Source organism: Flavobacterium sp., from assembly GCF_965657075.1.
GTDB lineage: Bacteria > Bacteroidota > Bacteroidia > Flavobacteriales > Flavobacteriaceae > Flavobacterium.
Map to the genome: position 1 here is coordinate 79329 of NZ_CBFHMV010000009.1, position 22672 is coordinate 102000.

Below are 22672 nucleotides of genomic sequence, written 5' to 3' on the forward strand. Positions count from 1 at the left end.
ATGTCAGAAAAAGAAGTAAAAAACCCATGGGCTGAGCGCAGTCGAAGTCTAGAAGAAATTTTCGATGCAAAAATTGCAAGAGACGAAAAAATCGAACCAAAAGATTGGATGCCTGAAAAATACCGTCAAACACACATTCGCCAAATGTCCCAACACGCACATTCTGAAATTGTCGGAATGTTGCCTGAAGGAAATTGGATAACTCGTGCTCCATCTTTAAAACGAAAAGTAGCTTTACTAGCTAAAATTCAAGATGAAGCAGGTCATGGTTTATACCTTTATTCTGCGACAGAAACACTTGGAATTTCTCGCGAAGAATTATACGAACAATTGCATTCTGGAAAAGCAAAATATTCAAGCATTTTCAATTATCCAACCTTAACTTGGGCAGATATGGGAGCAATCGGTTGGTTAGTTGATGGTGCAGCTATTATCAATCAAGTACCTTTATGTTCCACCTCTTATGGCCCTTACGCTAGAGCAATGGTTCGTGTTTGTAAAGAAGAAAGTTTTCACCAAAGACAAGGTTTTCAAATCATGATGACTTTGGCCGAAGGAACTCCTGAACAAAAAGAAATGGCACAAGACGCTTTAAATCGTTGGTGGTGGCCTGCTTTAATGATGCTTGGTCCTTTAGATGCTGAATCTATTCATACAGATCAATCAATGAAGTGGAAATTAAAACGAAAAAGTAACGACGATTTACGTCAACAATTTATAGATCAAACGGTTCCACAAGCAGAAATGATTGGCTTAACCATCCCAGATCCTGATTTAAAATGGAACGAAGAAAAACAATCCTACGATTTCGGAGAAATGAACTGGGATGAATTCTGGCAAGTAGTCAAAGGTCACGGTCCATGTAATAAAGAACGTATTTCTGCAAGAGTAAACGCTTGGGAAAATGGAAAATGGGTTCGAGATGCAGCTATGGCTTACGCAGAAAAACAAGAAAATAAAGTAGTAAAACAAGCAATTTAATCAATTATGAGTTATGAGTTTTGAATTATCAGTAACTCATAACTCATAACTCACAACTCATTATTATGAAGAATTGGCCTCTTTGGGAAGTATTTATAAGAAGTAAAAACGGATTAGAACATCGTCATTGTGGTTCACTTCACGCAAGCGATGCAACGATGGCACTAGAAAACGCACGTGATGTTTATACGAGAAGAAATGAAGGTGTAAGTATTTGGGTTGTTCCATCAGCTCAAATTACGGCTTCAAATCCAGATGATAATGCAGAACTTTTTGAACCTGCAAACGATAAAGTGTATCGTCATCCAACTTTTTATGAATTGCCTGACGAATTAAAACATATGTAAGATGAAGGATAATTTAGTTCAATATATTTACGGAATTGCAGATAACGCTCTGATTTTAGGACAACGTTTAGGTGAACTTTGTGGTCACGGTCCAAGTTTAGAAACTGATATCGCAATGACCAATATTTCATTAGACTTATTCGGTCAAGTGAGAAGTTATTTTCAATATGCTGCCAAATTGCAAGGAGAAGAAGTTACAGAGGATACAATCGCTTTTTTACGAAAAGAGCGTGAATACAAAAATGTCCTTTTAGTAGAACAACCTAATCGCGATTTTGCTTATTCCATTACAAGACAATTCTTTTTTGATATTTATCATTTGTTATTGCTTTCAGAACTACAAAATAGTAAAGATGAGACCTTAGCTGCAATTGCTAAAAAAAGTATCAAAGAAGTTTCGTATCATACTCGTTTTTCATCAGATTGGATGAAGCGTTTGGGAGATGGAACCGAAGAAAGTCATAGCAGAATTCAAACAGCAGTCAATGATTTATGGGAATTCACTGATGAATTATTTCACAAAACTGATGCTGATAAAGCTATGATTTCAGAAGGAATTGGAGTTGATGTTAGCTTGTTAAAAGATTTATTTTATAAAAAAGTAAACGAAATTTTAGAAGAAGCAACCATTCAAACTCCAGATATAAAATATTTCCAAAAAGGAGGTAAACAAGGAATCCACAGCGAACACATGGGTTATCTATTAGCGCAAATGCAATACATGCAATTGGCTTATCCAAATATGAATTGGTAGTGATTAACGATTAACGAATATTGATTTAAGATTTCAGAAGTTCAAAAAATCAAAAATCGTTATTCTTCAATCAAATAAATCTTTATGACAGAAGAACTAACACATATCGACCAAAAACTATTCGAAATACTCGAAACAGTTTCCGATCCAGAAATTCCAGTCTTATCGATTATGGAAATGGGAGTTGTGCGTTCTGCAAAACTAGTCAATGATATTGTTGAGGTTCAAATCACACCAACATACAGTGGTTGTCCAGCAATGGATGTCATTGGAGAAGATATCATCAAAGCATTCAAAGACAAAGGATATAAAGCCAAAGTCGAATTAATATTATCACCAGCTTGGACAACCGATTGGATTACTCCAAAAGGAAGAAAAGCATTAGAAAAATACGGAATTGCTGCTCCATTATCTGAAACAGCTGATAAGGAAGCACTTCTCGGAAATAAAAAAGTAGTTAAATGCCCACAATGTGGTTCATTCAATACAAAATTAGTTAGTCAATTTGGCTCTACAGCTTGCAAAGCATTTTTTCAATGCGAAGATTGTTTAGAACCATTTGACTATTTTAAATGTTTAAAATAAAATATGCGAATTTGTGGTTTTAGTCTTTGCGACTCTGCGACTTTGCGAGAAACATAAATAAGGTATGAGTAATTCAATTGAACTAAAAATTGAAAATAAAATAGCATTTATAACTCTGAATCGTCCAGACGTTTTCAATAGTTTCAATCGCGAAATGGCATTGTCTATGCAAGAAAAAATAGATAATTGTGCTAGCGATTCAAATGTAAGAGCCATCGTAATTTCCGGAAACGGAAAAGCATTTTGTGCTGGACAAGATTTAAAAGAAGTTACTGATCCAGAATTAAATCCTGGTTTCAGAAAAATATTAGAAGAGCATTACAATCCAATCATCCAAAAAATAAGAACCATTGAAAAACCGGTAATTGCTGCTGTAAATGGAGTTGCAGCTGGAGCTGGTGCAAATATCGCTTTAGCTTGTGATATTGTTTTAGCCGTTGAAAGTGCAAGTTTTATTCAAGCATTCAGTAAAATAGGATTAGTGCCTGATAGCGCTGGAACCTTCTTTTTACCAAGATTGATTGGTTTCCAAAAAGCAACAGCTTTAATGATGTTAGGAGATAAAGTTTCCGCTCAAGAAGCTTTAGATTTGGGAATGATTTACAAAGTGTTTTCAGTAGAAAATTTTGAAGAGGAAGTCAATAAATTAGCTACGACTTTAGCTAATATGCCAACAAAAGCATTAGGGTTAACAAAAAGATTATTAAACCAATCGTTAATTAATAATTTGGAACAACAATTAACTTTAGAAAGCGATTTACAAATAGAAGCAAGTTCATCAAACGACTATAAAGAAGGTGTAACGGCTTTCGTAGAAAAAAGAAAACCCGAATTTAAAGGGAATTGATTAACGATTAACGAATTTTGATTGTTGATTTTAGAATTAAATAGTAATAAATATGAAACCCAATATATTAGAAGAGCGATTAATTCAATTTGCAGTAGATATAATTTTACTTTGTAAAAAAATAGACCAATCTTTTGCTTCAGAACATTTAGCAAAACAATTGATTCGTTCTGCTACTTCCTCGGCATTAAATTATGGAGAAGCTAGAAGTGGAGAATCAACAAATGATTTTTTACATAAAATGAAAATTTGTTTGAAAGAATTAAGAGAAAGTTTAATAAATATGAAAATCCAAAAAGGAGCAAATTTGATTTCAGATATTACTTTGTTAGATAAATTAATAAAAGAAAATGATGAATTAATTTCAATTTTCGTTGCAAGCATAAAAACTGCGTCTTTAAAAAAACAATCATGAATTTTGAAATGGACGAAAAAAATCAAAAATCAAAAATCGTTGATCAGCAATCGTTAATCAAAATTGCTGTTATCGGTTCTGGAACAATGGGAAGTGGAATAGCACAAGTCGCTGCAACTTCTGGTTATCAAGTAAAATTATTTGACCTAAATAATGAAGCTTTAATCAAAAGTAAAATCAGTTTAGAAAAAGTTTTAGATAGATTAATCGAAAAGCAAAAAATTGATGCAGCTGAGAAAAATCGAATTCAGAATAATATTTCTTACGTAAATACATTAAACGATTTATCAGATTCAGATTTAGTTATCGAAGCCATAGTTGAAAATCTTGAAGTCAAGCGAAAAGTGTTTTCTGAATTAGAAATAGTAGTCTCAGAAAATACAATATTAGCTTCAAATACATCCTCATTATCCATAACTTCCATTGCAGCTTCTTGCCAGAAACCAGAACGCGTCATTGGAATTCACTTTTTTAATCCAGCACCTTTAATGCAATTAGTGGAAGTTGTGCCAGCGATTCAAACCAGTGAAGAAGTTTTAAATAAAACGGTTCAAACTATTTCTGACTGGAAAAAAGTAGTTGCAGTTGCAAAAGACACACCAGGATTTATAGTAAATCGTGTAGCTCGACCTTTTTACAGCGAAAGCTTACGAATTCTAGAAGAAGGTTTTGCAGATATGGCAACCATCGATTGGAGTTTAAAAGAAATGGGTGGTTTCAAAATGGGACCATTTGAATTAATGGATTTTATTGGTCACGACGTAAATTACGTAGTAACCGAAACCGTTTTCACAGCATTCTATTTCGATCCAAGATATAAACCATCTTTAACCCAAAAACGTTTAGTCGAAGCAGGTTATTTAGGAAGAAAATCAGGAAGAGGTTTTTATGATTACAATAAAGAATTACCAAAACAAACAGAAGATAGAATTAAAGCACAACAAATATTCGATAGAGTTTTAGTAATGTTAATAAACGAAGCAGCAGATGCTTTATTTTTAAATATCGCTTCAGCAAAAGATATCGACAACGCAATGACAAAAGGAGTTAATTATCCAAAAGGATTATTAGCTTGGGCAGATGAAAAAGGAATAAATTGGTGTGTAGAAAAATTAGACGAATTATATAACGAATATCACGAAGACAGATACAGATGTAGTCCAATTTTGAGAAGAATAACAAAATCAGGTAATAAGTTTTTTAATTAACGCTTGAAGATTAACGATTTTTGATTTTTGAGCTTTTCGAAACTTCTAAAATCAAAAATTGTTAATCAACAATCAAATAAATCATTATGGAAGGAACAAAAATACCATACAAAATGCTAGCTCAAGATGCTTACAGCCAATGGTTAGGTATCGAGATTTTAGAATGTGAAATCGGTCGCTGTAAAGTAGCCATGAAAGTTCGTCCAGAAATGCTAAACAGCATGCAAAAAGCACATGGAGGAATCACATATTCGTTAGCCGACACAGCCTTCGGATTCGCAGCCAACACACATGGAAAATTTGCAGTTTCAATTGAAACATCCATAAATCACATAGAAGCAGTAAACGAAGGAGATTATTTAGTTGCTGAATCTGTAATAGAAAAAGTAAACAATAAATTAGGTTTCAACATCATAGAAGTTAAAAGAAACGGAGAATTAGTCGCTCTTTTCAAAGGTGTAGTATATCGTACTCAAAAAGATTGGGAGTAAATAATTATGAATTATTAATGATGAGTTATGAGTGATAGCATTGTTAAAAATGAAAGTTTTGAATTAGCAATTTCAGGAGTTAATTTTTATAAACATTTAGTTTCAGAAAAGAAGGAATTCGTAATGAGCAAACAATTTTTACGTTCTATAACTTCAGTTGGTGCAAATGTTAGAGAGGCTGCAAATGCTCAAAGTAAATTAGACTTCATTCATAAATTATCAATTGCTCAAAAAGAATGTGATGAATCAATGTATTGGTTAGAGCTATTAAAAGAAACAAAATATATTGAAGAGAAAGATTTTAAAAGAATCTATTCACAATCAACAGAAGTATTAAAATAATTAAAAGTATAATTATTACAACAAAGAAAAATTTACAAGTTAAGAACTAATAATTCATAACTAATAATTCATAACTATTGAAATGGAAGCATACATAATAGACGGAGCAAGAACTCCAATAGGAAGTTATCAAGGAAGTTTAGCACCGGTTCGTCCAGACGATTTAGGCGCATTGGTAATCAAAACTGTAGTTGAAAACAATCCAAATATACCAAAAGAAGCATACGACGATGTAATCATGGGTTGTGCTAATCAGGCAGGAGAAGACAATCGTAATGTGGCGAGAATGTCTTTGCTTTTAGCAGGTTTACCTCATACAGTTCCCGGAGAAACTGTAAATCGTTTATGTAGTTCAGGTTTATCAGCCATTATTCATGCCAATCGTGCTATAAAAGCTGGTGACGGACATATTTTTATTGCTGGTGGAATCGAAAACATGACTCGCGGACCATTAGTAGTTTCAAAACCATCTTCTGCTTACGGAACAGATTCAAAAATGTACGATTCAAGTTTCGGATGGCGTTTTATAAATCCAAAAATGCACAGCATGTTCGGAACTGACGGAATGGGAGAAACTGCTGAAAATTTAGTAGAAAAATATTCCATTTCAAGAGAAGATCAAGATAGATTTGCTTTGAATAGTCAAATGAAAGCAACTGCAGCACAAAATTCTGGTCGTTTGGCAAAAGAAATCGTACCAGTAGAAATTCCGCAAAGAAAAGGTGATCCAATAATTTTTGAAAAAGACGAATTCATCAAACCAAATTCTTCATTAGAAGTATTAGGAAAATTACGTCCGGCCTTCAAAAAAGACGGTAGCGTAACAGCAGGAAATTCATCAGGATTAAATGATGGTGCAGCAGCAACCATAATCGCATCAGCAGAAGCTGTAGAAAAATATAAGCTGAAACCAATAGCTAGAATAGTAAGTTCAGCCGTAGTTGGAGTAGAACCAAGAATCATGGGAATTGGTCCAGTGGAAGCCACTAAAAAAGCTTTAGCAAAAGCTAATTTAACTTTAGACCAAATCGATATCATAGAATTAAACGAAGCCTTCGCTTCACAAAGTATAGCATGCTTACGCGAATTAGGATTAAAAGACGATGACGCAAGAGTAAACCCAAACGGTGGTTCCATAGCAATCGGACATCCATTAGGAGTAACTGGTGCAAGAATTGCCTATTCAGCAGCATTAGAATTACAACTAACTCAAAAAAGATATGCATTAATAACAATGTGTATCGGAGTTGGACAAGGTTACGCAGCAATTATAGAACGCGTAGCTGAATAGCCGTTGGCTTTAGCCATCGGATAAAAAATTAATTAAAGATTAAAAATGGACAATTTTTGATTTTAAAATTATTAAAAAGTTCCGTAGGAACGATATTTAGGTAACAATGAAACTACAAAACTACATAAACGGAAGCTGGCAAGAAGGACAAGGACAAGGAACTCCAATGTTCGACGCCATAACAGGAGAAATAATCGGATTTACTACAACCGATGGATTAGATATTCCAAACGTTTTAGAATACGGAAGAACAAAAGGTGGTGAAAAATTACGTAAAATGACCTTCCAAGAAAGAGGAAATATGATCAAATCATTAGCCTTATATCTTACCAAAAAGAAAGAAGCCTTTTACGAATTAAGTTACCGAACAGGAGCAACAAGAATCGATAGTTGGATTGACATTGAAGGTGGATTCGGAAATCTATTTGCTAATGCTTCTCTACGAAAATTATTCCCAAACCAACCGTTTCATGTAGAAGGTGATCCAATCGACTTATCAAAAGGTGGTCGTTTTATGGCACATCATATTTTGGTTCCAAAACACGGAGTTGCGGTTCATATCAATGCCTTCAATTTCCCAGTTTGGGGAATGTTAGAAAAATGTGCCGTGAATTGGATGGCTGGAATGCCAGCTGTAGTTTTGCCAGCACCACAAACTTCTTTCTTAACAGAAGCAGTTGTTAGAGAAATAATCGCATCAAAAATATTACCTGAAGGTGCATTACAATTGTTAACCGGAATGACAAAATCAATTTTAGATACTGTCAATTCGCAAGATGTTGTAACATTTACAGGTTCAGCACAAACAGGAAGATTATTAAAAAATCATCCAAGATTAATTGAAGAATCTGTACCATTCACAATGGAAGCTGATTCTTTAAACTGTTCTATTTTAGGAAAAGATGCTGTTCCAGGAACACCAGAATTTGATTTATTCGTAAGAGAAGTCAAAAACGAAATGACCGTAAAAGTCGGACAAAAATGTACTGCAATCCGAAGAATAATTGTTCCAGAAGAATTAATCGATGAGGTTCAAAAAGCTTTGGCATCACTATTAGATAAAGTCACTATTGGTGATCCAAGAGTAAAAGAAGTTCGAATGGGAGCTTTGGTAAACAAAACTCAAGTCGAAAGTGTAAAAACCCAAGTAAACAAAATCGCTCAAACAGCACAAATGGTTTACGGAAACTTTGATGAGGTTCAAACTATCGGAGCTGATGCTAAAAAAGGTTCGTTCTTGAAACCAATTTTAATGCGAGAAAATAATCCATTCACAAATACAGCTTGTCACGAAATTGAAGCCTTCGGACCAGTTTCTACGATTATGCCTTATAAAACTTTAGAAGATGCTATCACTTTATCGCAAATGGGTAAAGGTTCGTTGGTTTCTTCCATTTTCACTTATGATGATGCCACTGCAAGAGATTATGTAATCGGAGCAGCATCACATCACGGTCGAATTTTAGTCGGAAATCGCGAAATGGCTAAGCAAAGTACAGGTCACGGTTCACCATTACCAATGTTGGTTCACGGTGGTCCAGGACGTGCTGGTGGAGGAGAAGAAATGGGTGGAGTTCGAGGCATAAAACATTATATGCAACGTTGCGCGATTCAAGGTTCGCCAACCACAATTACAGAAATCACAGGCATTTATCAAGCCAACGCTAAATACAAAGAAGCACCAGAACATCCTTTCAAATACCATTGGGAAGATATTCAACCAGGAATGTCGTTAAAAACACACAAACGTACTTTTACCGATACAGATATCATCAATTTTGCCAATTTAACGTGGGATCATTTCTACGCTCATACAGATATCACATCACTTGACGGAAGTATATTCGAGAAAAGAACTGCTCATGGCTATTTCATTTTAGCTGCAGCAGCAGGATTGTTCGTATATCCAAATAAAGGACCAGTTGCCGCTAATTATGGTTTAGAAGAATGTCGTTTTTTACGTCCATTATACCATAACGATACCGTTTATGTTCGTTTAACGTGTAAACAAAAAGTAGATAGAGATGTAGCTTCAGCCGAGCATCCAAGCGGCATTGTAAAATGGTTTGTTGAGGTTTTTGATGCTGAGGATGAATTAGTAGCAGTAGCAACAATTCTAACAATGGTACAAAAAAAGCAAGAAGTTTTTGTTGAAATGACCGATGAAAAAATAGAAGAGTGCATCAACAAATTGACAGAAAACACAAAACCAAAATGGGGCATTTTAACGCCTCAACATCTGTTGGAACATTTAGAGCACGGTTACAGAATAATGTCTGGAGAAATTCAAGATTTTGAAATTGCAACACCCGAAAAAATTCTAGATAAAGTACAAAACTCATTATACAATTACGATAAATTTCCAATGGGAACTTCTTTTCCAACCATGAAAAAAGGAGAAGTAGAAGCTTTAGTTCATCCCGATTTTGAAACAGCAAAAGCCAAGTTTTTTGAATCAAGGCAGGCTTACAAAACCTATTTCAAAGAAAACCCAGAAGCAAAAGTAAAAAACATGGTATTCGGAGAAATGAACAAATATGCCTCGTATTTATTAGAAAGAAAACATTTGAATCATCACTTTGAACAGTTTGATGTTTTGTAAAACATCAAACTGTTCAAAAATTCCCACGAAGGTGGGAATCTAATATAAATATATATGCCTGAAAAATTTTATATATACATAATCACAAATAAAAAAGATGGTGTTTTATATATTGGATATACAAATAATTTGAAAAGAAGAATATATCAACATAAAAACAAAGTGCATCCAACAACATTTTCTGCAAGATATAATTTGGATACGTTAGTTTACTATGAAGTTTTTAATACAAAAGAAGAGGCTCTTTTGCGTGAAGCAAGATTTAAGAAATGGAATAGAGAATGGAAAACCAATTTAATAAATGAATTCAATGTAGATTGGAAAGATTTATATAATGAAATTTAAGTTTAATCAATTAAAAGATTCCCGTATGCACGGGAAATAGATATGACACAAGCATACGTAAAACACGAAATAAAAAACAACATCGCAACCATCGAGTTCTTTCATCCAGAACACAACTCGTTACCAAGCGATATATTAGCCAAATTAGCCAACACCATCACAGAAGTTGGAAACAATAACGAAGTAAAAGTTATAATTCTAAAAAGTGGTGGCGACAGAACTTTCTGTGCCGGAGCCAGTTTTCAAGAACTAATTTCTATAAATGACGCAGCCACTGGAAAAGTATTCTTTTCAGGATTTGCAAACGTAATCAATGCTATGCGAAAATGCCCAAAATTCATCATAGGAAGAATTCAAGGAAAAACCGTTGGTGGTGGAGTAGGAATTGCAGCAGCAACTGATTATTGTATGGCAACAAAATTTGCAGCCATTAAATTATCGGAATTAAATGTTGGAATTGGACCATTTGTAGTTGCACCAGCCATCGAAAGAAAAATGGGAGTTTCAGCCATGTCACAAATTGCTATTGATGCCAATACATTTTACGAAGCAACTTGGGCAAAACAAAAAGGTTTATTCGCAAATGTATATGAAAGCATAGAAGAATTAGACACAGAAGTTCAAAAATTTGCCGAGCATTTATGCACTTACAATCCAGAAGCGATGCAAGAAATGAAAAAAGTATTCTGGAGAGGAACAGAAGATTGGGACAGCCTTCTAGCCGAAAGAGCAGCCATCAGCGGAAGATTAGTTCTATCTGATTTTACAAAAGAAACGTTAAAGAAGTTTAAATAAGAGAATAGAGAAAAGAAGCAAGAGAAAAGATATAGTTGAAACGATTAAATCTTTCTTCTTTGTTCTTGCCTCTTTCTTCTAAAAAAGAAAAAATGATATACGAATTCAAAGGGTTCATCCCAGTAATACACGAAAGTAGTTTCATTCATCCGCAAGCAGCTATTACGGGTAATGTCATTATTGGAAAAAACGTATATGTTGGTCCAGGAGCAGCCATTCGTGGAGATTGGGGCGAAATCATCATTGAAGATGGTTGTAACGTTCAAGAAAATTGTACCATTCACATGTTCCCTGGAAAATCTATGATTTTAAAAGCAGGAGCACATATTGGACACGGAGCCATTATTCATGGAGCTAATATTGGTGCGAATTGCCTTGTCGGAATGAACGCTGTAATCATGGATGATGTAAACGTTGGAGATGAATGTATCATTGGAGCTTTAGCTTTTGTAAAAGCAGGAATGCAAATCCCAAATAGAAAAATGGTCGTTGGAAATCCAGCGACAATTATAAAAGATGTTTCAGACGAAATGATTGATTGGAAAACAAAAGGAACAGCTCTATATCAAAAACTGCCATCAGAATGTTATGAAAGTTTAAAAGCAGTAGAACCATTAAGAGAAATTCCAGCCAATCGTCCAACACAAGAAGCTTTATACGCTACTTTAAATGAATTTATAAAAAAATAAAATTTGTGCCTTTGTGCCTTCGTGGCAAAAAAATATTAAAATGATAACAGAATTCAAAATGCCCAAAATGGGTGAAAGTATATCCGAAGCAACGATAATTTCTTGGTTGAAAAACGTAGGAGATTTTGTCGAAGCAGAAGAAACGATTTTAGAAGTCGCAACCGATAAAGTCGATAGCGAAGTGCCTTCACCAGTTTCAGGAACAATTACTGAAATTCGTTTTCAAAAAGACGATGTAGTTGCTGTTGGAACAGTACTAGCTTTGATAGATGCTGATGGGAAGCAAGAAGCTAAAAGTGTAAAACAAGAAGTTGTTAGTACTAAAGTTGAAACTCAACCAGAAGTTGCGAAGCAATCGAATACCGAATTTAAACAGTTAAAAAGCAATCCTGATGCCTTTCTTTCTCCTTTAATTGTGAGTATCGCACAAAAAGAAAATCTTTCTTTAGAAGAAGTGCAAAGTATTCCAGGTTCAGGAACTGATGGTCGAATTCAAAAAAGTGATGTTTTTAATTACTTGAAGAATCGTAAATATCCACTAAAGTCTATCTCAACAACCAACAACCAACAACCAACAACTTCTTCATATCCAAAACCTAAAATCAATTACGTTGAAGGAAAGGATAACATTGTTGAAATGGACAGAATGCGCAAAATGATTGCGGATCACATGGTCTATTCGAAACAAACTTCACCTCATGTAACTTCTTACATTGAAGTAGATGTTACGAATTTAGTGGATTGGAGAAATGCCAATAAAGATAAATTTCAAGAAAAATATAACGAAAAACTAACCTTTACGCCCATTTTTGTTCAAGCTGTAGCCAAAGCGATTGAAGATTTTCCGTTAATCAATGTGTCTGTAGATGATAAAAAGATTTATGTTCACAAAGATATTAATGTTGGAATGGCAACGGCTTTACCAAGTGGGAATTTAATTGTTCCTGTGGTAAAAAATGCCAATGAAAAAGATATTCTTGCTTTAGCGAAAGATGTAAATCAATTAGCAGAAGCTTCCCGAAATAATAAATTAAAACCCGAACAAATTCAAGGAAGTACGTTTACAATTTCAAACGTAGGAACTTTTGGAAGTTTAATGGGAACACCAATCATCAACCAACCAGAAGTTGCGATTTTAGCTTTAGGAATAATAAAAAAACGTCCAGAAGTTATCACTACTGAAAGAGGTGATGAAATTGCAATTAGAAGTATGATGTACCTTTCTCTTTCATTCGACCATAGAGTTGTTGATGGGTTTTTAGGAGGATCATTCTTGCGAAAAGTGGGAGATTATTTAGAACAATTTGATACAAATACAACGATATAAAAATGACAGAGTTTATGACATCCGAAATAAAAATAAATAAAGTTAAAGAATCAAAAGTTACCCAAGTTGATTTGGATAATGTTACTATGGGATTCAACTTTACAGATCATATGTTTGTTTGTGATTTTACTAATGGGGAATGGCAAAATCCAAGAATTGAAGCTTTAAATTTAATACCAACACATCCAGCAGCTATGGCATTGCATTACGGGCAAGCTATTTTTGAAGGTATGAAAGCTACAAAAGGACAAAATGGAACACCTTTGTTATTTCGTCCTGACCAAAATGCTAAACGTTTGAATTTTAGTGCTGACAGAATGGGAATGCCTCAATTTCCTGAAGATTTATTTGTAGAAGCTTTAAAACAATTTACAGCCATTGAAAAAGATTGGATTCCAACCAAAGAAGGAAGTGCGTTGTATTTAAGACCTTTTATGTATGCAGATGAACCTTTTATTGGAATGCGTGCAGCATCTAGTTATAAGTTTATAATTTTAGGTTCACCAGCTGGACCATTTTTTAGTAAAAAAATTAAATTATTTGCTGAAAATAAATATGTTCGTGCTGTAAACGGTGGAACAGGAGAAGCAAAAGCAGCAGGAAATTATGCAGCAGCGATTCGTCCAACTGAACTAGCAAAAGCAAAAGGATATGATCAAGTTTTATGGTTAGATGCACAAGATTTTGAATACATTCAAGAAGTTGGAACCATGAATATTTTCTTCAAAATAGATGGAAAATTCATAACACCAGATCTATCAGGTTCTATTTTAGCTGGAATTACAAGAATGAGTGTGATCGATTTATTAATAGATAAAGGTTTTGAAGTAACCGAAAGACCCATCAAATTATCTGAAATCAAAGAAGCATCAGCAAATGGAACTTTAGAAGAAGCTTTCGGAGTAGGAACAGCTGTTGGAATTGCCATGATTGAAGAAATTGGAAATGATGATTTCACTTTAAAATTACCAGCTGAAAATCCAGTTTCAAATATGGTTAATGATACCTTGAATGCTATAAAAGTTCAAAAAGCAGAAGATAAATTCGGTTGGATTGTTGAAGCAAAATAGTTTTAAAACCATTTAGTTCATTAAGAAAATTAAGAAATAAAACTAATGTTCAATAATGGTTGAGAAACAATTAAAAAATTAATGTGAAAACTTAATGAACCTTAAATAACTTAATGGTTTAAAATAATAAAATGTTAGAAAAAAATATATTAAAAAAAGCATTTTCAACCATGGCAACCGCAAAAGCCATGGCCGAATTGTATGAAGAAAATTTCAAAATAGTTTCCAAATACGTGCATGCAACTTCTCGTGGTCATGAAGCGATTCAGATTGCTGTTGCAATGCAATTATTGCCTCAAGATTATGCTTTTCCTTATTATCGTGATGACGCAATGTTATTAGGAATTGGAATGCAACCTTATGATTTGATGTTGCAATTGTTGGCCAAAAAAGACGATCCATTTTCTGGTGGTCGAACGTATTATTGTCATCCAAGTTTGAATGATGCTGATAAACCAAAAATTCCACATCAATCTTCTGCAACCGGAATGCAAGCAATACCAGCCACTGGAGCAGCAATGGGTTTTTGGTACAAAGAAAAAACAGGTATTCAAGATAAAGATCAAGAAAATCCATTGGTAGTTTGTTCACTTGGTGATGCTTCTGTTACTGAAGGAGAAATTGCCGAAGCATTACAAATGGCAGCTTTAAAACAATTGCCAATTTTATATTTGGTACAAGATAACGGTTGGGATATTTCTGCTAATGCAGCAGAAACTCGTGCACAAAATGCATTTGAATATGCCAAAGGGTTTCACGGAATTGAAGCCATTTCAATTAATGGAGCCAACTTTACAGAAAGTTATGAAGCTTTAGAAAAAGTAATTAAAACGATTCGTACAGAAAGAAGACCCTTTTTAGTGCATGCAAAAGTTCCCTTATTGAATCACCATACATCTGGAGTTCGAATGGAATGGTATCGTGACGATTTAGATGAAGCAAAATCTCGTGATCCTTATCCAGTTTTGATTCAACAATTAAAAGATAATGGATTTTCAGATTCAGAAATTAATGAAATTGAAAACGATGCTATTTCAACTGTAAAAGCAGATTTTGAAAAAGCTCAAAAAGCAGAAGATCCAAAACCAGAAGATTTATTTACACATGATTTTGCTCCAACACCAATTACAGAAGAAGTTGGAGAACGAAATCCAGCACGTGAAGAAAAAGTGGTAATGGTTGATTGTGCTTTGTTTGCTGTTGAAGAAATCATGAGAAAACATCCTGAAAGTTTATTATACGGACAAGATGTTGGAGGACGATTAGGTGGAGTTTTTAGAGAAGCAGCTACCTTAGCACAAAAATTCGGAGACGAAAGAGTTTTCAATACACCAATCCAAGAAGCATTTATTGTAGGTTCAACTGTGGGAATGTCTGCTGTTGGATTAAAACCAATTGTTGAGGTACAATTTGCAGATTATATTTGGCCAGGTTTAAACCAATTATTCACTGAAGTTAGTCGTTCGTGTTATTTATCGAATGGAAAATGGCCAGTAAGTATGATTTTGCGTGTTCCAATTGGTGCTTATGGAAGTGGTGGACCATATCATTCATCATCTGTAGAAAGTGTTTTAACCAATATTAGAGGAATAAAAATCGCTTATCCAAGTAATGGTGCCGATTTAAAAGGTTTGTTGAAAGCAGCCTATTATGATCCAAATCCGGTTGTGTTTTTAGAGCATAAAGGTTTGTATTGGAGTAAAGTTAAAGGAACCGATGCAGCAAGAGTCAACGAACCAAGCGAAGATTATATGTTGCCTTTTGGAAAAGCGAATATCGTTCAAGAAATTTGGGAACAAGAAACCGAAGAAACCATTTCAATTATCACTTACGGAATGGGAGTGCATTGGGCATTGAATGCTTCGGCTGATATTAAAAACCAAGTTGAAATTATCGATTTACGTACTTTATATCCTTTGGATGAAGAAGCGATTTTAAAATCAGTACGAAAAACTAAAAAATGTTTGGTTGTAACCGAAGAACCAACCAATAATTCCTTTGCTAGAAGTTTAGCAGGTTTAATTCAAGAAAAATGTTTCAAGAATTTAGATGCACCAGTTATGGTAATTGGTTCTGAAAACATGCCAGCTATTCCTTTAAATAGTACATTAGAATTCACGATGATTCCAAATGTGGATAAAGTTAAAGTAAAGATTGACGAGTTGTTGAATTATTAGTTAAAAAAAAACCTCCAAATTGGAGGTTTTTTTTAAATTTATTTCTTCAAAACAGGTGGGTATTGCTCCAATATTTTCGCTACAAATTCTTTAATTCTAGCATCTTTTTTGTCTGTATTCTTGGTTAAATAACCACTTCCTTCACCTTGCCAAATCATGTCTTTTGTTTTGGCGTCAAAAAAATCTATAAACAATGTTCCTTCAGGTGTAACAGAAACGGTATTCATTCCCATTCCCCACCAAGGATTCCAACCCCAACCGAAGCCCATTCCCCACATGTTGTTGTTATAAACATCGACACGTTCGCTTTCTTTTGTAAAGATGCTGACTAACATTTGAGGATTTTCTGACTTGGTAAATCCTTTTGCAGTCATAGTTTCGTCAATGGAACGTAAAATTCTTTTTTTATCTAAATCCGAAATTTCAACTTTATCTATATTTGCTTTTATGTAAGCATAAGTTTTGTATTGATCAAAATTGACTTTCTTGTCATAATCTGCATTTACTCTTACAGATCCGCAAGAAGCAAGAACGAAAAGCATAAACAAAGGAATTAATTTTAGTGATTTCATAGCGTATTATTTTAGATTGTTAGACAATTAAAAATGTTCAAAAAATATTATTCAAACAAATAGTCTTCTACTATATTAGGGATGGTAACTTTCAATAAAGGTTGCGTCTCCATCGCTCTTTTTATAGCGAAAATAGCTCCTTCGTTTCTTGCCCAGTTTCTTCTTGATATTCCGTTATTCACATCCCAGAAAAGCATTGACTCTAAACGTCTTGAAGCCTCTTTACTACCGTCAATAACCATACCAAATCCGCCATTTATAACTTCACCCCAACCAACACCACCTCCATTATGTATGGAAACCCAAGTTGCTCCTCTAAAACTATCTCCAATTACGTTTTGTATCGCCATATCAGCCGTAAAACGAGAGCCATCGTATATATTAGAAGTTTCTCTGTAAGGAGAATCAGTTCCTGAAACATCATGGTGATCTCTTCCTAAAATTATATAACCAATTTCTCCTTTTGCTATAGCTTGGTTAAAAGCTTCTGCGATTTTTATTCGACCTTCTGAATCAGCATAAAGAATTCTGGCTTGCGAACCTACTACTAATTTATTTTCTTGAGCTCCTTTTATCCATTGAATATTATCTGCCATTTGTTGCTGAATTTCTTCGGGAGCATTTTTCATCATTTCTTCCAAAACATCACAAGCAATTTTATCGGTTTTTGCTAAATCCTCTGGTTTTCCTGAAGCACAAACCCAACGAAAGGGTCCAAAACCATAATCGAAACACATAGGTCCCATGATATCTTGTACATAACTATTGTATTTGAAATCAATGTGATTTTCTGCAAAAACATCTGCTCCAGCACGAGATGCTTCTAGTAAAAAGGCATTTCCATAATCGAAGAAATAAGTTCCTTTTTCTGTATGTTTATTGATAGCTGCTGCATGACGACGCAATGTTTTTTGAACTTCTTCTTTAAATTTGGATGGATTATTTGCCATCATTTCATTCGATTCTTCAAATGTGAATCCGATTGGGTAATAACCACCAGCCCATGGATTGTGTAAAGAAGTTTGATCTGAACCTAAATCAATCAGTAAGTTTTCTTGGTCAAAACGTTCCCAAACATCTACTACATTTCCTAAATAAGCAATAGAAACAACTTCTTGATTTTCCAATGCTTTTTTAACTCTTGGAACCAATTCGTCTATGTTTTCAATCACTTCATTAATCCAACCTTGTGAATGACGAATGTGTGTGATTTTTGGATTTACTTCGGCACAAACTGTAACACAACCAGCAATATTTCCTGCTTTTGGCTGAGCACCTGACATTCCGCCTAAACCTGAAGTTACAAATAAACCTCCTTTTGGAGACTTTTTTATTTTTCTAAATCCGTTTAAAACGGTGATGGTTGTTCCGTGTACAATTCCCTGTGGGCCAATATACATATAACTTCCAGCGGTCATTTGTCCGTATTGCGAAACTCCTAATGCATTCATTTTTTCCCAATCATCCGGTTTTGAATAATTTGGAATAACCATTCCGTTTGTCACTACAACTCTTGGAGCATCTTTGTGACTGGGATATAAGCCCATTGGATGTCCAGAATACATCGTTAAAGTTTGTTCGTCTGTCATTTCAGACAAATATTGCATGGTTAAAAGATATTGTGCCCAATTTTGAAAAACAGCACCATTTCCACCATAGGTAATCAATTCGTGGGGATGTTGTGCTACTGCATAATCCAAATTATTTTGAATCATCAACATGATTGCTTTGGCTTGTTCGCTTTTACCTGGATATTCTGAAATTGGACGCGCTTTCATTTCATAATCAGGACGAAAACGATACATATAAATTCTTCCGTATTTTTCTAATTCTTCTTTAAATTCAGGAAGTAAAGTTGCGTGATGTTTTGGTTCAAAGTAACGCAACGCATTTTGTAAAGCCAACTTTTTTTCATCATCCGAAAGAATTTCTTTTCGTTTTGGTGCGTGATTAATCTCATTTTCATATGGTTTTACATTGGGTAAAACATCTGGAATTCCTTGTTGAATTAGTTCTTTGAAAGTCATTATTTTGGATTTTGGATTTTCAGATAATAGATTTTCAGATTTTAATATCTGATTACCTGAGGTCTGAATATCTGATTTTTTAATTTTTCCTGTTTTCTTATCGTATCCGTATGCACAATGTCTGCATCCACTTTTACAACAATACCCTCTTTTTAAGTGATATTTTTCTGTAAAAGATTTGTATCCTTCAGTTGTGTAATAGAAATCTTCTCCTTCTATTAAATCATTAGGATTTATTTCATTGTTCATAGCTTCAAATCACATTATTGTTTAATACAAAATTAATTATTTTAATGTGATTCTTTCTTTCCTTTGGCAAAAATATTATTTAAAGAAAAAATTTATCAACTTTGCATCAAATGATAGTAGTAGTTTTTAAATATTTAACTCCTAAATGGGTAAGAGGGATATCAATTTTTCCTTTTATTGTTCTTTCTTTTAAAGAAGATAAATTAAATCCGATTTTGCTTAATCATGAAAAAATTCATATTCGGCAACAATTAGAACTTTTGGTTATTCCTTTTTTTATTTGGTATGGTTTAGAATTTATAGTTCGATATTTTCAATATAAAAGTTGGAACAAAGCTTATATGAATATTTCTTTTGAACGGGAAGCTTATCAAAACGAAAAAAACCTTTACTATTTAATGCAAAGGTCTTTTTGGAATTTTATAAAATATTTATAATTTGAATACTCAAAATCAAAAAATTAACTTTAAAAATATTTCTAACAATCTTTTTATTAAAAGAGAAGATTTAATTCATCCTTTAATTTCGGGAAATAAGTACAGAAAACTAAAATATAATTTACAAGAAGCTCAAATTCAAAAGAACGATACTTTAATTACATTTGGTGGAGCATTTTCAAATCATATTTTGGCAGTGGCAGCTTTAGGTTTTGAAAATAATCTTAAAACAGTTGGAATAATCAGAGGGGAAGAATTGTCCTCAAAAATAAATGAGAATCCTACTTTAAAAAAAGCTTCTCTTTTAGGAATGCATTTTGAGTTTGTTTCTAGAGAGATGTATAGAGATAAAAGTTCCTCAGATTTTCTTATTAGTTGGAACGAAAAATATCAAAATGCTTATTTTATTCCTGAGGGTGGAACAAATGAATTAGCTGTAAAAGGTTGTGAAGAAATTCTTTTGGAGTCCGACGCAATATTTGATTATATATGTTGTTGTGTGGGAACTGGAGGAACTATTTCTGGGATTATAAATTCAAGTAAAACCAACCAAAAAATTCTGGGTTTTCCCGCCTTAAAAGGTGATTTTATTTCAAAGGATATTAGTAACTTTGCAAAGCAATCTAATTGGGATTTGAAAACAGATTATCATTTTGGTGGATATGGTAAAATATCTTGTGAATTAATTCGTTTTCTTAATGATTTTTATTTAGAAACTTCAATTCCTTTAGATCCAATTTATACAGGAAAAATGGTTTTTGGAATTGTAGATTTGTATCAAAAAAACTTTTTTTCTGAAAAAGATAAAGTATTAATAATTCATACGGGTGGTTTGCAAGGAATTGCTGGTATAAATCAAAAGTTGGCAAAAAAAAATAAAGAAATATTAAAATATGAGAATTTTTAAAATAATTTTTTCTGTTGTAATGGTTTTATTTTTAATTAGTTGTGGTTCAAAAAGAAATGTAAAATCAACTAAAATAAGAACGACCTCTACCGCTCAAAAGCCTATTCCAAAAAAAGCAATTGAAGTTGATGAAGAACTTGAAGCAACTTCAAAAGTTGTAGTTAATTATGCAAATGTTACAGAATATATTAAGTCGTTCAAAGAAACTGCCAAAACAAATATGAAAGAATATGGAATTCCTGCAAGTATAATTTTAGCTCAAGGAATTTTAGAATCTGGTTCAGGAAATGGTACTTTAAGTATAAAAGCTAACAATCATTTTGGAATTAAATGTCATTCGGAATGGGAAGGGGATAGAGTATATCATGATGATGACGAAAAAGGAGAGTGTTTTAGAAAATACAGTCAAGCTTCAGAATCTTATAGAGACCATGCTTTATTTTTAACTACAAGAAAAAGGTATAATTTTCTTTTTGAATTGGATCAAAGTGATTATAAAGCTTGGGCTAATGGTTTAAAACAAGCAGGTTATGCAACAGATCCCAAATATCCTTCTAAGTTAATTAGCATCATTGAACGTTATAATTTAAGTGATTATGATAAAGAGGTTTTAGGTTCAAAAGCAATTTCCAAAAAAGATGAAAAAAAAGACGAGATAACAGAAACTAATTCAAGCGAATATACCGTAGTTCAAGGTGATACACTTTATAACATATCAAAAAGGTTTAATACTACTGTGGAACAATTAGTTAAGTTGAATAAGATTAAAGATAATGCCATTTCAATTGGACAAAAAATAAAAATTAAATAATGCAATATAAAAGAAGTAGCGAATTATTTGTTGAAGCCAATAAAGTAATTCCAGGTGGAGTAAATTCTCCAGTTAGAGCTTTTAAAGCTGTTGGAGGAACTCCAATTTTCATCAATCGTGCTAAAGGAGCTTATATTTTTGATGAAGATGATAATAAATACATAGATTATATTAATTCTTGGGGACCAATGATCTTGGGGCATGCTTTTGAGCCAGTAGTTGATGCTGTTATTGAAAGAGCTAAAATGGGAACTTCATTTGGAACTCCTACTGAACTGGAAACCAAAATTGCTGAATTGGCTGTTTCTATGGTTCCAAATATCGATAAAATAAGATTTGTTAGTTCAGGCACAGAGGCTTGTATGAGCGCTATTCGTTTGGCAAGAGGTTTTACTAATCGCGAAAAAATCATAAAATTTGCAGGATGTTACCACGGACATTCAGATTCTTTTTTAATTCAAGCGGGAAGTGGTGCTATTACTTTTGGGAGCCCAAACAGTCCTGGTGTTACTAAAGGAACTGCTAAAGACACTCTTTTAGCCAACTACAACGATATTGAAAATGTAAAAGCTCTTTTCGAATCTAATAAAAATGAAATTGCTGCAATCATTATTGAACCGGTTGCTGGAAATATGGGTTGTATTCCTCCAAATAAGGGATTTTTGGAAGCAGTAAGAAATTTATGTGATGCTAACAATACGTTGTTTATTTTTGATGAAGTAATGACGGGTTTCAGATTAGCAAAAGGGGGTGCACAAGAATTATACAATGTAAAAGCAGATATTGTATGTTTTGGAAAAGTAATTGGAGGTGGTTTGCCTGTTGGAGCATTTGCTGCAAGAGAAGAAATAATGAATTATTTAGCTCCAATTGGACCGGTTTATCAAGCAGGAACATTATCAGGAAATCCATTAGCAATGGCCGCTGGTTATGAAATGTTGAAGGCTTTAAATGCCGATTCAGAAGTTTATAACAGATTGGACCAAAAAACAGCTTATTTAGAGCATGGGATTAGAAAAGTTTTGAATCAAAATAACGTTGTTTTTACAATAAATAGAGTAGGTTCAATGATTTCAGTTCATTTTGATGCAGCTCCTGTAGTGGATTTTAATACGGCTAAAAATGGTGATAATGACCATTTTAAAAACTTTTTTCATGAATTGCTTAAACGAGGAATTTATATTGCTCCGTCAGCCTATGAAACTTGGTTCATTACGGATGCTTTATCTTATGATGATTTAGATTTCACAATCAAAGCTATTGAAGAAGCCACTAAATAAGTTCAAAAAAAAGTCCGAAAATTAATTTCGGACTTTTTTATATTTTTGTCTTGTCCTGAAAAAAGTTGACTAAATATTAAATAATATGTCAACAAAAAAGAAAATTTCAAAAATTCCGAGTTC

23 protein-coding genes are annotated in these 22672 nt (G+C 33.5%); 21 read left to right on the forward strand and 2 right to left on the reverse strand.

Annotation, left to right across the window (positions count from 1 at the left end; all coding sequences use genetic code 11):
• The 17 genes from paaA (at window position 1) to ACTF56_RS07540 (ending at window position 16266) form a co-directional block, all read left to right on the forward strand.
• Window positions 1–981 (forward strand): 1,2-phenylacetyl-CoA epoxidase subunit PaaA, encoded by a 981-nt coding sequence (gene paaA / locus ACTF56_RS07460; RefSeq protein ID WP_438966284.1) that lies wholly within the window; start codon window positions 1–3, stop codon window positions 979–981.
• 62 nt (window positions 982–1043) lie between these two features.
• On the forward strand, window positions 1044–1328 hold the full coding sequence (gene paaB / locus ACTF56_RS07465) for a 1,2-phenylacetyl-CoA epoxidase subunit PaaB (RefSeq protein WP_438966306.1): 285 nt from the start codon (window positions 1044–1046) through the stop codon (window positions 1326–1328).
• A gap of 1 nt (window position 1329) precedes the next feature.
• Entirely contained in the window at window positions 1330–2082 is a 753-nt protein-coding gene (gene paaC, locus ACTF56_RS07470) for a 1,2-phenylacetyl-CoA epoxidase subunit PaaC (protein WP_438966285.1), read from the forward strand.
• A gap of 84 nt (window positions 2083–2166) precedes the next feature.
• Complete coding sequence (paaD, locus tag ACTF56_RS07475) at window positions 2167–2667, forward strand: 1,2-phenylacetyl-CoA epoxidase subunit PaaD (protein WP_438966286.1); 501 nt, start codon at window positions 2167–2169, stop codon at window positions 2665–2667.
• A 64-nt stretch (window positions 2668–2731) separates the two neighbouring features.
• Entirely contained in the window at window positions 2732–3514 is a 783-nt protein-coding gene (locus tag ACTF56_RS07480; RefSeq protein ID WP_438966287.1) for an enoyl-CoA hydratase-related protein, read from the forward strand.
• A gap of 52 nt (window positions 3515–3566) precedes the next feature.
• Window positions 3567–3929 carry a four helix bundle protein gene (locus tag ACTF56_RS07485; protein WP_438966288.1) on the forward strand — a complete coding sequence of 121 codons (363 nt, stop codon included), beginning with the start codon at window positions 3567–3569 and terminating at the stop codon, window positions 3927–3929.
• Between the two features lie 56 nt (window positions 3930–3985).
• Entirely contained in the window at window positions 3986–5137 is a 1152-nt protein-coding gene (locus ACTF56_RS07490) for a 3-hydroxyacyl-CoA dehydrogenase NAD-binding domain-containing protein (protein WP_438966307.1), read from the forward strand.
• Window positions 5138–5223: 86 nt separating this feature from the next.
• Window positions 5224–5628 carry a PaaI family thioesterase gene (locus ACTF56_RS07495; protein ID WP_438966289.1) on the forward strand — a complete coding sequence of 135 codons (405 nt, stop codon included), beginning with the start codon at window positions 5224–5226 and terminating at the stop codon, window positions 5626–5628.
• Window positions 5629–5655: 27 nt separating this feature from the next.
• Window positions 5656–5970 (forward strand): four helix bundle protein, encoded by a 315-nt coding sequence (locus tag ACTF56_RS07500; RefSeq protein ID WP_438966290.1) that lies wholly within the window; start codon window positions 5656–5658, stop codon window positions 5968–5970.
• Window positions 5971–6052: 82 nt separating this feature from the next.
• Window positions 6053–7261 (forward strand): 3-oxoadipyl-CoA thiolase, encoded by a 1209-nt coding sequence (gene pcaF / locus ACTF56_RS07505; protein ID WP_438966291.1) that lies wholly within the window; start codon window positions 6053–6055, stop codon window positions 7259–7261.
• A 106-nt stretch (window positions 7262–7367) separates the two neighbouring features.
• Window positions 7368–9863, forward strand: a complete 2496-nt coding sequence (gene paaZ / locus ACTF56_RS07510; RefSeq protein ID WP_438966292.1) for a phenylacetic acid degradation bifunctional protein PaaZ — start codon at window positions 7368–7370, stop codon at window positions 9861–9863.
• A gap of 54 nt (window positions 9864–9917) precedes the next feature.
• Window positions 9918–10208: a GIY-YIG nuclease family protein gene (locus ACTF56_RS07515; protein WP_438966293.1), complete on the forward strand. Its 291-nt coding sequence runs from the start codon at window positions 9918–9920 to the stop codon at window positions 10206–10208.
• Window positions 10209–10250: 42 nt separating this feature from the next.
• On the forward strand, window positions 10251–11003 hold the full coding sequence (locus tag ACTF56_RS07520) for an enoyl-CoA hydratase/isomerase family protein (RefSeq protein ID WP_438966294.1): 753 nt from the start codon (window positions 10251–10253) through the stop codon (window positions 11001–11003).
• A 92-nt stretch (window positions 11004–11095) separates the two neighbouring features.
• The gene (locus ACTF56_RS07525; protein WP_438966295.1) at window positions 11096–11692 is read left to right on the forward strand and encodes a transferase hexapeptide repeat family protein; all 597 of its coding nucleotides are present in this window, start codon (window positions 11096–11098) and stop codon (window positions 11690–11692) included.
• A gap of 40 nt (window positions 11693–11732) precedes the next feature.
• Window positions 11733–13019 carry a dihydrolipoamide acetyltransferase family protein gene (locus ACTF56_RS07530; RefSeq protein WP_438966296.1) on the forward strand — a complete coding sequence of 429 codons (1287 nt, stop codon included), beginning with the start codon at window positions 11733–11735 and terminating at the stop codon, window positions 13017–13019.
• 14 nt (window positions 13020–13033) lie between these two features.
• A complete protein-coding gene (locus ACTF56_RS07535; protein ID WP_438966297.1) occupies window positions 13034–14089 on the forward strand; it encodes a branched-chain amino acid aminotransferase in 1056 nt (351 codons plus the stop codon).
• Between the two features lie 131 nt (window positions 14090–14220).
• Window positions 14221–16266: an alpha-ketoacid dehydrogenase subunit alpha/beta gene (locus ACTF56_RS07540; RefSeq protein WP_438966298.1), complete on the forward strand. Its 2046-nt coding sequence runs from the start codon at window positions 14221–14223 to the stop codon at window positions 16264–16266.
• 38 nt (window positions 16267–16304) lie between these two features.
• Here ACTF56_RS07540 and ACTF56_RS07545 read toward each other — a convergent pair whose 3' ends face one another.
• Window positions 16305–16838 carry a DUF4136 domain-containing protein gene (locus tag ACTF56_RS07545; protein ID WP_438966299.1) on the reverse strand — a complete coding sequence of 178 codons (534 nt, stop codon included), beginning with the start codon at window positions 16836–16838 and terminating at the stop codon, window positions 16305–16307.
• 47 nt (window positions 16839–16885) lie between these two features.
• A complete protein-coding gene (locus ACTF56_RS07550) occupies window positions 16886–19114 on the reverse strand; it encodes a urocanate hydratase (protein ID WP_438966300.1) in 2229 nt (742 codons plus the stop codon).
• Window positions 19115–19224: 110 nt separating this feature from the next.
• On the opposite strand from ACTF56_RS07550, the gene ACTF56_RS07555 reads away from it, so the two are divergent.
• From ACTF56_RS07555 to hemL, 4 genes are read left to right on the forward strand one after another with little or no spacing between them, the layout of a single operon-like run.
• A complete protein-coding gene (locus ACTF56_RS07555; RefSeq protein WP_438966301.1) occupies window positions 19225–19551 on the forward strand; it encodes a hypothetical protein in 327 nt (108 codons plus the stop codon).
• 1 nt (window position 19552) lies between these two features.
• On the forward strand, window positions 19553–20458 hold the full coding sequence (locus tag ACTF56_RS07560; RefSeq protein ID WP_438966302.1) for a 1-aminocyclopropane-1-carboxylate deaminase/D-cysteine desulfhydrase: 906 nt from the start codon (window positions 19553–19555) through the stop codon (window positions 20456–20458).
• Window positions 20445–21269 (forward strand): glucosaminidase domain-containing protein, encoded by an 825-nt coding sequence (locus ACTF56_RS07565; protein ID WP_438966303.1) that lies wholly within the window; start codon window positions 20445–20447, stop codon window positions 21267–21269. Before ACTF56_RS07560 ends, ACTF56_RS07565 begins: the two co-directional genes overlap by 14 nt.
• The gene (gene hemL, locus ACTF56_RS07570) at window positions 21269–22549 is read left to right on the forward strand and encodes a glutamate-1-semialdehyde 2,1-aminomutase (RefSeq protein ID WP_438966304.1); all 1281 of its coding nucleotides are present in this window, start codon (window positions 21269–21271) and stop codon (window positions 22547–22549) included. Before ACTF56_RS07565 ends, hemL begins: the two co-directional genes overlap by 1 nt.
• Window positions 22550–22672: the final 123 nt, after the last annotated feature.

What these genes read in the sequence shown, in the direction of transcription:
- ACTF56_RS07480 (WP_438966287.1), top strand. Translation starts at nt 2,732, where the DNA reads ATGAGTAATTCAATTGAACTAAAAATTGAAAATAAAATAGCATTTATA.
- paaD (WP_438966286.1), top strand. Translation starts at nt 2,167, where the DNA reads ATGACAGAAGAACTAACACATATCGACCAAAAACTATTCGAAATACTC.
- paaC (WP_438966285.1), top strand. Translation starts at nt 1,330, where the DNA reads ATGAAGGATAATTTAGTTCAATATATTTACGGAATTGCAGATAACGCT.
- ACTF56_RS07495 (WP_438966289.1), top strand. Translation starts at nt 5,224, where the DNA reads ATGGAAGGAACAAAAATACCATACAAAATGCTAGCTCAAGATGCTTAC.
- ACTF56_RS07525 (WP_438966295.1), top strand. Translation starts at nt 11,096, where the DNA reads ATGATATACGAATTCAAAGGGTTCATCCCAGTAATACACGAAAGTAGT.
- paaA (WP_438966284.1), top strand. Translation starts at nt 1, where the DNA reads ATGTCAGAAAAAGAAGTAAAAAACCCATGGGCTGAGCGCAGTCGAAGT.
- ACTF56_RS07500 (WP_438966290.1), top strand. Translation starts at nt 5,656, where the DNA reads ATGAGTGATAGCATTGTTAAAAATGAAAGTTTTGAATTAGCAATTTCA.
- hemL (WP_438966304.1), top strand. Translation starts at nt 21,269, where the DNA reads ATGCAATATAAAAGAAGTAGCGAATTATTTGTTGAAGCCAATAAAGTA.
- paaZ (WP_438966292.1), top strand. Translation starts at nt 7,368, where the DNA reads ATGAAACTACAAAACTACATAAACGGAAGCTGGCAAGAAGGACAAGGA.
- ACTF56_RS07565 (WP_438966303.1), top strand. Translation starts at nt 20,445, where the DNA reads ATGAGAATTTTTAAAATAATTTTTTCTGTTGTAATGGTTTTATTTTTA.
- ACTF56_RS07515 (WP_438966293.1), top strand. Translation starts at nt 9,918, where the DNA reads ATGCCTGAAAAATTTTATATATACATAATCACAAATAAAAAAGATGGT.
- ACTF56_RS07535 (WP_438966297.1), top strand. Translation starts at nt 13,034, where the DNA reads ATGACATCCGAAATAAAAATAAATAAAGTTAAAGAATCAAAAGTTACC.
- pcaF (WP_438966291.1), top strand. Translation starts at nt 6,053, where the DNA reads ATGGAAGCATACATAATAGACGGAGCAAGAACTCCAATAGGAAGTTAT.
- ACTF56_RS07530 (WP_438966296.1), top strand. Translation starts at nt 11,733, where the DNA reads ATGATAACAGAATTCAAAATGCCCAAAATGGGTGAAAGTATATCCGAA.
- ACTF56_RS07485 (WP_438966288.1), top strand. Translation starts at nt 3,567, where the DNA reads ATGAAACCCAATATATTAGAAGAGCGATTAATTCAATTTGCAGTAGAT.
- ACTF56_RS07540 (WP_438966298.1), top strand. Translation starts at nt 14,221, where the DNA reads ATGTTAGAAAAAAATATATTAAAAAAAGCATTTTCAACCATGGCAACC.
- ACTF56_RS07545 (WP_438966299.1), bottom strand. Translation starts at nt 16,838, where the DNA reads ATGAAATCACTAAAATTAATTCCTTTGTTTATGCTTTTCGTTCTTGCT.
- ACTF56_RS07555 (WP_438966301.1), top strand. Translation starts at nt 19,225, where the DNA reads ATGATAGTAGTAGTTTTTAAATATTTAACTCCTAAATGGGTAAGAGGG.
- ACTF56_RS07550 (WP_438966300.1), bottom strand. Translation starts at nt 19,114, where the DNA reads ATGAACAATGAAATAAATCCTAATGATTTAATAGAAGGAGAAGATTTC.
- ACTF56_RS07520 (WP_438966294.1), top strand. Translation starts at nt 10,251, where the DNA reads ATGACACAAGCATACGTAAAACACGAAATAAAAAACAACATCGCAACC.